Here is a 12,527-nt window from a genome sequence, read left to right as displayed (position 1 = left end):
ATCATGCGGAGGCATTGCAGGTCGAGCTGAATGCACTGAGCGATTCGTTGCGTTCGGGGGCGGCCTCGAATAACGCATCCGCAATTCAGACTCGCTTGCCGGCCAAGGAACGATCTCAAGGGATCGTGTTTTTGTGCTGTGGCCAGGGGCCGCAGTGGTGGGGGATGGGGCGTGGGCTTTTTCGCGACAACATGGTCTTTCGTCAGATCATCGAACGTATCGACATCGAGTTTCAGTTGCACACATCCGAGTGGTCGCTGATCGAAGAGTTGCACCGTGATTCCGAAACGACTCGCATGGATCGCACCTCAATCGCTCAACCAGCGTTGTTTGCAATCCAAGTGGCGCAAGCGGCGATGTGGGCTTCGGTTGGGATTCGCCCGAGTTTGATCATCGGGCACAGTGTTGGCGAAATCGCCGCAGCTCATCTGTCCGGCGGTCTGGATTTCGCAGATGCTTGCCGCGTCGCGATTCATCGCGGCCGCACGATGGATTTGGCGACCAGTCGCGGTGCGATGATTGCCGTGGGGTTGACGGAAAAGGAAGCCGAGAAACGGATCGCGGCACTTGCGAAGATCGATCCGTCAATGCCTGGAACCGTCGCCATCGCGGCGGTCAATGGGCCGGCATCGGTGACGCTGTCAGGTGACAAGGACGCAATCGAACGATTGGCAACTTCGATCGAAGCGGATTCGATTTTCTGTCGCCGGTTGGCGGTGGAGTACGCCTTTCACAGTCCACAAATGGACCCCGTTCGGGATGAGTTGCTCGAATCGCTGGACGGGATTCAGACGCAACCGCTGCACACGCCGATGATCTCGACGGTGACGGGGCGAGCGATCCAAGAAGGTGATTCGTTGGCGGGCGAGTATTGGTGGACGAACGTACGTAGTGGGGTGCGTTTTGCTGATGCGGTGATGGTCGCGGCCAAGGCAGGTTACGGAGTCGGCGTTGAGCTGGGGCCGCACCCGGTGCTGGCATTTGCGACGACGGAGTGTTACGGGCACACCGCCCAGAACATTCAGTTGGTCGCGACGGCGCGGCGACCGAAATTTGTAGTGGAATCCGGCGAGTCGGCGTGGATTGCTCAGGAGAAGAAGCAATGGTTGAGCGGTCTTGGTGATTTGTTCTCGTATGGGTTTGAGATCAATTGGTCAGGGCTGATTCCTCGTCCGGATGAGCGAGCGGATTTGCCTCTGTACCCAATGCAGCAACAAACGTTGTGGAAGGAATCCGAGCAATCCAGCCGGTCTCGTCTGACGACGTTGGTGCACCCGCTGCTTGGTGAAGCCGAACCGTCGGCCGATCCCGTTTTTCGTGGCCGCATGGACGGCGAAAATCAAGCGTACTTGCTCGATCACAGGGTCCGCAGTGCAGCGATGTTTCCTGCCGCGGCCGGGATCGAGATGGCGTTGTCGGGAACACGCTGGGTGTTGTCTCAGGCCAGCGAGTTGGCGGGTGATCCCGCGCCCAGGCAGATTCGACTTCAGCGATTGCAGTTGCTCAATGCGATGATCTTGGATTCATCGCAGAGGCACCAATTGGAAACGTCTCTGGCGGGTGACCGGCGTTCGATTGAGATTCGATACTGTGAGATCCCTGGTGATACCTGGACCGAACTCCTGGTGGCGACCCACGGGACGGCAGCTCCGATGGATGCTGAGAACAAGCACGCGATGTTGGAGGCGGGGCAGAAACGTTGCCAGCAAGCGTTCAGCACGGAGGAGTGTTACGACTATTGCCAATCCATTGGGCTGAATTATGGACCCGTGTTCCAAGGCATTCGCGAGGGCATTCGTCGCGATGGCGAATCAATTGCCACAGTGCAATTACCGGACGGAGTTCGCACTGCCGCCTTCGATGCGGAGGCATCGCAGTACCTCATTCATCCTGCGGTGTTGGACAGTTGCTTTCATGCGATGGTGGTTTGTGATCCGCTGTTTGGACATTCGCCAGGTGGTCTGTACTTGCCGCATGAAATCGAAGACCTCCAGTTTGACCTTGAGAAAATGCGGTCTGCTGGACTGGATGTTCCGTTGGTCGTGCACGCGAAAATTCGGCTGAAGACCGAGCACCGGTTGCTGGCAGATTTGGATTTGTATCTGGAGGACGGATCCCACGTTGGCTGCATCGTCGGCTTCGAAAGTCGACGCGTCGGCGCCGAAACGGAGCGGTCGACCAAGGATTTGCTGTATCGGTATCGCTGGCAAGAGGATGAGGGAGAAAGCCAGGACGTTGTTACCGATGAAAAGATGGTGGTGTTTTCGCCCGCGGATCTTGCCGACGAACTTGTTCGCGGTTGGGGAAAGTCACGCGAAGATTTCATCTGGGTGCATCCGATCCAAGATCCATCCCAACAAGCGGGGCAGTTCGTGGGCGTTGACTCGGTGCAGCAGTGCTACTGGGTGGACGCCGATGACTCGCAATCCTTTTCACGGTTGTGGAACGAACTGGGGATCACAGAGTCACGCGAAGATTGGCATCTTGTGTATCTGTGGGCAATCGATGCGCTGGACCCGCTGTCGTTGGAATCGATGACTCCCGGGGACGCCCGTGATGCGCTGCGCGAAAGCACCTTGCTGACCACGCGAGCTCCGTTGCACTTGGTGCAGAGTTGGGAATCGATTCCCGATCGCCCGTCGGCGCGATGCACGATTGTGACGTTGGGGGCTCAATCTGGCGATGAGTTGAATCAACCGGTGGCTGCGATCCAGATGCCCTGGGTCGGCATCGGGCGAGTGATTGTGAGCGAGATTGGATCGCTGCGGACTCGTTTGGTCGATTGCGATCCGGCCGCGAATTTCCCGTTAGAAGGTTTGGCTGCTGAGTGGGCTCGCAACGATGGCGAAGACGAGGTGATGTTGCGTGACGGAGTGCGTTATGTCCACCGTTTCGTCGCCGACACTCACCGTGAAGTGCGATGGGCTGAGTTGGACCCAGGCCAACGTTCGGCTTGTCGGTTGGCCAAGGGGACGGCATCGGGAGTCGACGAACTGAAGCACCAAGCGTTCGGTCGAATCTCTCCCGATGCGAGCGAAGTGGAAATTCAGGTTGCCGGTGCGGGCTTGAATTTCAGTGATGTGATGAAGGTTTTGGATCTGTATCCCGGTTTGCCGCCAGGGCCGGTGGCCCTGGGAGCCGAAGTCAGTGGCATCATCACGGCGGTGGGTGACGACGTCAAAGAATTCGCGATTGGCGATGCGGTCATCGCGGTGGCGCCCGGTGGATTCGCGACGCATGTGTTGGTCAACTCTGCGTTGGTTGCGAAGGCTCCTGCAACGGTGGATCTTGTTGATGCATCTGCGATTCCGGTGGCATGGTTGACCGCCGATCACGCGATGAACACATGCGCTCGAATGAGGGACGGCGAATCGATCTTGATTCACGCGGCCAGTGGCGGTGTGGGGCTGGCGGCGATCGAGGTGGCCCAAGAATCAGGCGTCGAAATTTTCGCGACGGCAGGAAGTGATTGGAAGCGTGATCATGTTCGGTCGTTGGGCGTCCAGCATGTGCACGATTCTCGTTCTTTGAACTTTGTTTCAGAGATTGCTGAGCTGACAGCGTCGCGGGGTGAACCCGGTATCGATGCGATTTTGAACTCGCTTCCGGGCGAAGCCATTCCGGCGGGAATGAGTTTGCTTCGAGTGGGCGGTCGATTCTTGGAGATTGGCAAACGCGACATCTACGCGGATCAGTCGTTGGGGATGTACCCGCTACGCAACAATCTGGCGTTCTTTGCAATTGATTTGGATCAGTTGTTTCAGCAGCATGCGGTGCGAATGGGCAAGCGTTTGCGAGCCGTGGTGGAGAAGTTCAACTCGCAAGTTTATCACGGCCATGTTCCAAAGCGATTCGAAGCGTCTGATGCGGCGTCGGCGTTTCGGTTCATGCAGCAAGCCAAACACATTGGCAAGGTGATCGTCGACTACACCGAGCCTCCAAGACAGGTGCAGGCTCGCGACGAAAGTGAGTTCCAATTCCAAAGTGATGGAACCTATTGGCTCGCAGGTGGGCTCGGCGGATTTGGTTTGCGAATCGCTGATTGGATGTCTGAATCGGGAGCCGGCACATTGGTGCTGAGTGGCCGAAGCAAAACCATTCGAGAAGAAGCCGTGCCCGTGATCGAGAAGATGCGTTCTCGCGGGACGGAGGTGGTGGTGCTGCCGTGCGACATCACGGACCCCGATGACATTCAAAGGACCCTGGATCAGATCGACGAAGATTTGCCGCCGCTGCGAGGCGTGTTGCACACGGCGATGGTTTTGGAAGACAAGATGATCGTCGATCTGGATCGCGAAACGTTGGATCGCGTGTTGTGGCCGAAGGTGCTTGGCGGATGGAATTTGCACCAAGCGACACGGGACCGTGTGCTGGACCAGTTCGTCTTGTTCTCGTCTTTGTCCAGCGTGTTTGGGCATGCGGGGCAAGCGAACTATTCCGCGGCCAATGCACTGCTCGATGGGCTGGCTCATCACCGCCGTGTCTCGGGATTGCCAGCGACGGTGATCAATTGGGGGCACCTCGGTGAAGTGGGCTACTTGGCCGAGCGTGAAGAACTCAGTGAGCGTTTGCGACGTCAGGGCGTGCTGGATTTCTCGTCGTCGGAAGCAACGGAATGCTTGGCTCGAGCGTTGCATCGTGGAGTGACCCAGTGCAGCGTGTTGCGAATGGATTGGTCTCGCTGGCGCGGGCTGGGGCTGACCAAAGATGTTTCTCCACGGTTTGCTCATTTGATTCGTGGTGGCAATGAAACCGAGCAGACTCTCAACGGAGAATCCTTGCGTCAGGTTCCGGCCGCTGATCGCGAGCGTTGTCTGCAGGAAGTGGTGTCGGTCAAACTGGCTTCTTTGCTGGGGGGCAACGTCGCAGAATTGGATTCGGATCGTCCGCTGTTGGAGATGGGGTTGGATTCCTTGATGGCAGTGGAGCTTCGAAACTGGATCGAGGGTCAGTTGCAGTTAAAGCTTCAGATTGGCTCGTTGATGCGGGGATCCAGTTTGAAGTCCTTGGTGGCAACGCTCAGCGAATCTTTGCCGATGGAAACCGGTGAGGCGTGAGTTGCGTTGGGTTCGCAGCTTGGAGAGGAACGTCGGGACGAAATCGCTGACGATCCAGCGATGCAGGACCGTCAATGTTATGCGATGTCCGACCAGCAGACTGGATTGTGGTACGCGTTTCGACGCAATCCAAACGGGACGGCCTTCAATGTGTTCTTGCCGACGCGTGTGCGATCGCCGTTGGATGTCCATGCATTGCGGAAATCGTTGGAGGGTGTGGTCCAGCGTCACGCCGCGTTACGGACAACGTTCACGGATTCATCGGGCGAGCTCCAGCAGGTCGTTCACGATGAACTGAAACCGGAGTTTGTGGTCGAGGATTGGTCGTTCTCTGATGATCGTGCTGGCGTGGAAGACAACCTGCTTCGGGCGGTGATCGATGAGACCCAGCGTCCATTTGATTTGCAGAATGGACCGATGATGCGAACGCGTCTGTTTCGGTTAGCTGAAGACGATTGGGTGGTGGTGGCGACGACGCATCACATCGTGGTCGATTTCTGGTCGCTGATTTTGATTCTCGGCGAGATCAAGCATTTCTACCCGCAGTATTTGTCGGGTGGCGATCCATCCATTGTGGCGCCCGAAAAAGATTACTTTGAATTGGTGCTGCGTCAGCGACGGTTGTTGAAGTCGCAACGCGGTCAGTCGTTGAAGGAGTACTGGACGGAGACATTGGCGGATGTTCCGAAGGTGTTGGAGGTTCCGACGGATCGACCTCGCCCGACCACTTTCACTCAGGCGGCGAAGGTTGTTGGAATTGAATGTCCCGAGGAGGTTGGTGCGGCGATCAATCGAATTGCCAAGCAGGCTCAGGTGACGTCTTCATCGGTTGTGATGGCAGCCCTTCAGGTGATGTTGAGTCGATCCAGCGGGCAAGAAAAATTCGTCATTGGAAGCCCGTTTGCTGGGCGAACGCACTCGGATTTGGAAGACACGGTCGGCTTCTTCGTCAACATGCTACCGTTGGTGGCCGATGTTTCTGGGGACCCAACGTTCTTGGAGTTGGCTCGTCGTGCGGGGGATCGCTTGGTCGATTCGATGCAGCACGAGGAATACCCTTTTGCGCAGATTGTTCGAGATGTGGATCCACCTCGAGACACGGGCCGCAGTCCGCTGATTCAAATTTCTTGCACCTTTGAAAAAGCTCACGTGCGAGATGAAGAGGGGCGTGCTGGGTATTTGTTCCCGTCGGCGACTCAGGTCAAGGACGTGGCGGGGTTGAAGCAGGAAAACTATCCGGTCCCGCATCAAACCTGTCACTACGATTTGGAGTTCATATTCGAAATGAACGGCGATCATCTGGGTGGGATGATTGTGTACTGCAAGGACCTGTACGAAGCGGACACGATGCAGTTGATGGCGAATCAGTTCGTGTCGCTGTTGGCGAAATTGTTGGCCGACCCGACTGTGTCGGTGAATTCTGTTCCGCTGATGGTGCCGTCGCAGGATCTTAGCGATCCAGATTCACGTTCGTTGGATTCAAAAAGCGGTGATGCGAAGAAAGCTGCTTCCACGCTGAATGCGTTGGTCATGGACGGTGCAAAGCGACAAACGCAGACGGAAGGTGTCCGCTCGCAGGAACCACCGCGAGGTGGTGGTGCACGGCGACCATTCAATCGATTGTTCCGTTCACCCAAGTTGAAACCAGCCAGTCCTTCGCTCTCCGGTTTGGTGAAAGAGGTGATTCCGGGGGCGGTCGAGACTCGAGCGGTGATCGCAGAGCGTTTGCAAACGCATCATGCTGAGCTCGGTGAGTTTGTGCCTGTGTTGGCAAAACCCGGCAAGCAGGCGATGGATTTGATTTTGTCGCTCCAGCAGATTGGGGCTGTTCCGGTGCCGCTGGATTCGACTCGCCCCTCGGCGATGTTGGATTTGGTCGTTCAGCAAACGGGGGCCAAGCGGATTTTGGTGGACGAACTGGGGGAGGGTGTGCCGACTGAATTGCAATCGCTCACTTGGGATCAGCTCACCGATCCACAAAATGGCGTCGCCAATGGGAACGGTAAAAGCTCACGCATTGGCGCAGCGACGGATCCGGTTGTCACGGCAGGTGACGCGGCTTATGTGATTTACACGTCAGGAACCACGGGAGTTCCGAAGGGCGTCGTGGTTTCGCAGGGGGCGATCGCGAATACGTTGTGTTGGCGAGGGCGGATCACACCGTTGAATTCGACGGACCGAATGCTGATGCCCTTGTCGCATCAGTTTGACGCTGGGTTGGGAATGACCTTGTTTGCCTATGCTCAAGGGGCCAGTGTCGTTTGGCCGGAAGCGGATCGGGTCGCGGACATCGATTCGGTGGTGGAACAAATCATTCGCGAGGGTGTGACGGTTTTGGTTGGCGTGCCTTCCTGGATCGACTTGGTGGCCTCGCATCGCAAGTTCGCACACTGTCATTCATTGCGTCACGTTTGGATTGGTGGCGAAGCGATGCCAGAGAGTTTGCCGCGAACGATTCGTCGAAACAGCGAAGCTCAGATTTGGAACTGCTACGGTCCAACCGAGGCGGCGGTGGAAGCGACTGCGTACCGCATCATGGACGTCCATTCGCCGCGTCGCATTCCTGTTGGTTTGCCAGCGGATCACACCGATGTGGTTGTGCTGGATTCGGATCGCCGAGAAGTGCCGGCTGCGTTTGTCGGCGAGTTGGCCTTGGTGGGTGCCGGGTTGGCGGACGGGTACCTGGGCGATGAGCAATTGACTCGCCAGCGATTTGTGACATTGGATGATGGCAGGCGGGCTTACCTGACAGGCGATCAAGGTCGTCGCCGAGCGGACGGCATGGTCGAGGTGTTGGGGCGGATGGATCGCCAATTGAAAATTCGTGGGTATCGCATCGAGCCGACAGAGATTGAAAGTGTGTTGAAGGATCATCCGGCGGTCGCTCAGGCTGCTGTGATTCCTCGCGAAATGGGCGATTCGGAAGCCAGTCAGTTGGTCGCGTTTGTGCAGTTGGATTCACCGGATTCGAGAGACCAGGGTTCCAACGTTGCCGTGGATCGCAGGACGCAGTGGAGCGACGTCGTGTTGTCGTTGCAGCATCATGTGGCCGAGCACTTGCCACCATACAAACGACCCGCTCACATTCAGCAAGTCGATGCGTTTGTGATGACGGCGAGCGGCAAAGTGGATTTGAACGCTTTGCCGGAGCCCACGCAGGATGCTGCAGCCTTAGCGGCTTATCAAGCACCACGAACCAATCTGGAGCAGCACCTTGCGGATCGTTGGAGGGAGTTGTTGGGATCGCAGTTGATTGGGATCAACCAGAATTTTTTCGAGTTCGGCGGCAGTTCACTTCAGGCGGCGATGTTGACGAATCGGTTGAGCGAAGATTTGGGGGTCGATGTGCCTTCGTCACTGCTCTTTGATCTCGCGGATATTTCCGCGATGGCGGGGAGGTTAGCAGGGCTGTATCCCGAGGAGCTTGCACAACGGTTTGGGGAATCGTCCGTGGCGTTTTACAAGGACGAGAATGATCCCCGGAATCATGGTTTGAACGAATTGCTGGCTCCGTTGAAAGTCACCGGTGATCGGACTCCGTTGTTCATGATTCATCCGCCAGGTGGGATCGTCGTTTGTTATCGGGAGCTCGCGGCGCAGTTGCCGGACGACCAGCCGATGTACGCGATTCGGTCGCGAGGTTTGCATGGCAAGGAAACGCTTCCGGAAACGATGGGAGCAATGGCGACCGATTATGTCGAGGCAATCCGCTCAGTGCGACAGCAGGGCCCCTACGTGATTGGCGGATGGTCGGTCGGCGGGGTCATTGCCATGGAAGTTGCCCAGCAACTGATTTCCGCAGGGCATGATGTCGAGGGATTGGTTCTTCTCGATTCGTCCATCCCAAGTGGGGCGAGCGAGCTTGTTCCCGCTGAGGATCAAACCAACGTGGGTTTGGAGTACGGCATCGACATGACTCTGGACGAGTTGTTGCGGCTTCCGAGCGAAGAACAATTGCCATTCCTATGGCAACACGCTGAAAAGTTGGGAGTGTTGGACCAAGACACACCCGCGGAGGTTGCCGCTCGGGCGATCGATGATTTGAAAGCCTTGTTCCACCATCACTTGAAATTGGCCACGCAATACAAAATGAAACCCATCGCGACTCGGATCGTATTGTTCCGCCCCACGGATGTGCCGTTTGAGACGGACGGCAGCGCGGACCGGGGTTGGTCGCATTTGGCGGATCGTGCGGATGTGATTCTAACACCAGGTCACCATCACAGCATGGTGCAGGAACCGCACGTCAAATGCTTGGCTCGTTCAATTTGTGATTGTTTGACGGGCACTCCCATCCTGAATGGGGTGCATCTGAATCGTTCGAATTCCGACGTGAGTCACGCGGGTGGCTGAGACGCTCAAACCTTCGCACAGCGGTGAATTCAAGCTCGGATTGGTGTGTGCCATTGCGGCCCACACGATGTGGGGTTTGTTTCCGATTTATTGGCGACAAATCGGCAACGCTGATTCCATGGAATTGGTGTCCCACCGAATCGTTTGGTCGTTTGTGACGCTCGGTTTGGTGCTGCCAGTGATGTTGTGGCGAGGTCGATGGGGAGGCTTCACCGTCGTCTTCGGGCAACTTCGCAGTCGCCGTGTTTGGGCGGTTTACGTCGTGGCGGCTTTGATGATCGCGATCAACTGGTTGGCTTTCATTTGGGCGGTCAACAACAACCGTGTCTTGGAGGCGTCGTTGGGGTATTACATCAACCCGTTGTTGAATGTGTTGTTGGGCGTGGTGGTGCTCGGCGAGCGTCTTCGTTGGCCGCAGTGGGTGGCGGTCGGTCTGGCCGCGGTGGGCGTGTCGGTGATGGCGATCGGCAACGGTGGGCTGCCGTGGGTTTCGATGGCGATGGCGACTTCGTTCGCGGTTTATGGACTGGTGAAGAAGAAGGCTACGCTTCCTGTGCTGCTTGGATTGATGTTGGAGGTCACGGTGCTGTTCATTCCTGCCGCCATCTATTTAGGGATGCGGCTGTCGGCTGGTGAATCGACCATGCAAACTGGGACACCGATCGAGTTTGGGATGCTGTTGGGAGCGGGGTTGGTGACCGTTTCGCCACTCGCTTTCTTTGCCGCGGCGGTTCAGCGAGTTGATTTGTCGCTGATGGGAATTCTGCAGTACGTCGGACCAACATTGCAGTTCTGGGTGGGGTACGTTCTCTTCGAAGAAACGTTGGACCCGTCGAGAAAGATCGGGTTTGTTTTCGTCTGGATTGGGTTGCTGATTTTTTTGGTGGCATCCCAATTCAAACGTCGGCGATCCACGTTGGTCGCGGAAGCGAATTGAATCTCATGTTGGGACCGATCCAGCGTCGTTCGTTCGTCGGACTTGGTCGGCTGTCGCGGGTCAGTAGATCTGGATGTCGATCGGTTTCTCGCCATTCTCTGGTCGATCGATCACCGCCTCTTTGAAAGCCGGCGGCCCAAATTTTCCGCGAGCGTTGTTGCTGAAGCCATAGCGTTCAGCGGGGATCCCGAATTGATTTCGAGACAAGGCACCGTCGTTGTCGGTGTCATGGAAGGCCGCAATCGCGAATCGTTCGGGCAATTGGTCGATTGGGATAGTGCAAGCCGCCACACCATTGGGTTGGATGGGAAGTTGGGCGGCAAGCAGCGCGTTCTCGGGATCGTTGAACGAGGTTTCGGCGTTGTAAATGGCCAGCCAAACCAACGACTCACTAGGAATGGCACCGATGACCCGAATCAAAACACGTTCTTTGGCGTCGCCGGCGGACTCGGGCGAACTTTCGCCGGTGGCCAGGTCAAAGGTCGCGGAGGTTTCGTTGTTGTTGGCAGGGTTGATACTGGAGGCCGCCGGGAAGGCTGGCGGGCGAAAACGGTTTTGCCGGTAAGTCAGGACACCGATTCCGGTCAAAAAGACAAGCGTTGCGAAGACCATTAACAGCGAGCCGTGGTTTTGCTGCCAGCGTTCGGGCAGGGATTGCCAGGCATTCCGACTGGGTTCCAACTCAACCGGTTCGGTCGGGTCGGATTGTGTTTCTGTTTGGGGGTCGAACCCGTTTTCCATCTGTTCCATTCCCGACAAGATCAGCCCGAGTGGGCCTGAGTTCCGCTCGGCGAGGGCGCTCGCGAAAAATTCGTAGGCGAATCGATCGGCGGAGCAGTCTGCCATGAGCATCGTTGGCTGTGAACAACGAGTGACATCAGGGTAACCGAAATCCGCGAAGGATGCGACGAAGCGATTCAACCAGCAACTTCGTCAAACTGGGGCTGGGATGGGTTTCGCAAAAGTGGTGCTTGACCTAAACTGCCGGAGCGATCTGCTTGATGGTGGCGACCCTTGCGACTGTGAGTCGTGAACCTGGTCAGGCCTTAACTGGAGCAGCCATAAGCGGTGTAACTTTGTGTGAGGGTTGCCTCCACCGAGCAGACGCAAATGCCAGCCGGTTTTCTAGCCGTTTCTACGAATTCATGTGAATCTGTGAGCGACGATCATTCTGCGGACAATGGATCTTACGTCGTTGTCGCGAGACGCTATCGGCCGCGGGATTTCACGCAACTGGTCGGCCAAGACCACGTTGCCCGTGCCTTGCAGGGCGCGATTGAAACTTCTCGTGTGGGGCACGCTTACCTGTTCACGGGGGCCCGCGGAGTCGGCAAAACCAGCACCGCGCGGATTTTCGCCAAGGCGCTGAATCACCCGGACGGTCCGACTGCGAATCCGGACAACGAAAGCGATGTCGCTCAGGCGATCGATTCGGGCGAAGACGTTGATGTGATTGAAATCGACGGTGCGAGTAACCGAGGGATCGACGAAATCCGGTCGTTGCGAGCCAACGTGGGCGTGCGTCCCAGTCGTTCTCGCTACAAGATTTACATCATCGACGAAGTTCACATGTTGACGGGAGCCGCGTTCAACGCGCTTCTGAAAACGCTGGAAGAGCCTCCCGAACACGTCAAATTCATTTTTTGCACGACTGACCCGGAGAAGCTTCCGATCACCGTGCTCAGCCGCTGCCAGCGATTTGATTTCGCGCCGGTTGAAAGCGACAAAATCGTGCAGCGTTTGCGTGAAATTGTCGAAGCGGAAGACAACACGGTCGAAGACGAAGCGTTGGAATCGTTGGCACGCCGTGCTGCCGGTTCGATGCGGGACAGTCAATCGCTGTTGGAACAGGTGCTGAGTTTCAGCGATGGGCACCTGACGGCCGAGCATGTGCACACGATGTTGGGCACCGCTGACGACCAACGACTTCATCGTTTGGCCGAAGCGATGGCCGCACGCGATGCTTCCGCCGCTCTGATGCAAATTGACGACGCCATTGCGGCAGGTGTGGATTCGGGGCGTTTGGCCGAGCAGATGCTGGGTTACTTCCGCGATTTGATGGCCGTGGCGGTTGGGTGCGAGGCCTCTTTGATGCGGTATGCCGCGGCATCAATGCACGGCGTGTTGAGTGAGCTGGCCAATCGTTGGGGGCTGCAGACGGTGCTCGCCATCGTCGGTTT

General features: G+C 56.9%; 5 protein-coding genes and 1 other RNA gene. 5 read left to right on the top strand and 1 reads right to left on the bottom strand.

Annotation, left to right across the window (positions count from 1 at the left end):
- Window positions 1-125 precede the first annotated feature (125 nt).
- The 3 genes from ACF8AM_RS20960 to rarD are packed head-to-tail and all read left to right on the top strand — an operon-like array spanning window position 126 to window position 10,347.
- Complete coding sequence (locus ACF8AM_RS20960) at window positions 126-5,057, top strand: SDR family NAD(P)-dependent oxidoreductase (protein WP_392557521.1); 4,932 nt, start codon at window positions 126-128, stop codon at window positions 5,055-5,057.
- Between the two features lie 60 nt (window positions 5,058-5,117).
- Window positions 5,118-9,410, top strand: coding sequence for an alpha/beta fold hydrolase (locus ACF8AM_RS20955; RefSeq protein ID WP_392557520.1), 4,293 nt, complete (start codon window positions 5,118-5,120; stop codon window positions 9,408-9,410).
- The gene (rarD, locus tag ACF8AM_RS20950) at window positions 9,403-10,347 is read left to right on the top strand and encodes an EamA family transporter RarD (protein WP_392557519.1); all 945 of its coding nucleotides are present in this window, start codon (window positions 9,403-9,405) and stop codon (window positions 10,345-10,347) included. Before ACF8AM_RS20955 ends, rarD begins: the two co-directional genes overlap by 8 nt.
- Window positions 10,348-10,407: 60 nt before the next feature.
- Here the strand turns inward: rarD and ACF8AM_RS20945 are convergent, their stop codons facing one another.
- Window positions 10,408-11,193 (bottom strand): DUF2141 domain-containing protein, encoded by a 786-nt coding sequence (locus ACF8AM_RS20945; RefSeq protein ID WP_392557518.1) that lies wholly within the window; start codon window positions 11,191-11,193, stop codon window positions 10,408-10,410.
- A gap of 157 nt (window positions 11,194-11,350) precedes the next feature.
- On the opposite strand from ACF8AM_RS20945, the gene ffs reads away from it, so the two are divergent.
- Both ffs and dnaX read left to right on the top strand, forming a co-directional pair.
- An RNA gene (gene ffs / locus ACF8AM_RS20940) (signal recognition particle sRNA small type) lies at window positions 11,351-11,445 on the top strand.
- A 57-nt stretch (window positions 11,446-11,502) separates the two neighbouring features.
- On the top strand, window positions 11,503-12,527 hold a 1,025-nt coding region (gene dnaX, locus ACF8AM_RS20935; protein WP_392557517.1), incomplete at its 3' end, for a DNA polymerase III subunit gamma/tau.

Source organism: Rhodopirellula sp. JB055, from assembly GCF_043100905.1.
Taxonomy (GTDB): Bacteria; Planctomycetota; Planctomycetia; order Pirellulales; family Pirellulaceae; genus Rhodopirellula.
This window is presented reverse-complemented; position numbering and strand designations above follow the sequence as displayed.

What these genes read in the sequence shown, in the direction of transcription:
- ACF8AM_RS20955 (WP_392557520.1), top strand. Translation starts at nt 5,118, where the DNA reads ATGCAGGACCGTCAATGTTATGCGATGTCCGACCAGCAGACTGGATTG.
- ACF8AM_RS20945 (WP_392557518.1), bottom strand. Translation starts at nt 11,193, where the DNA reads ATGGCAGACTGCTCCGCCGATCGATTCGCCTACGAATTTTTCGCGAGC.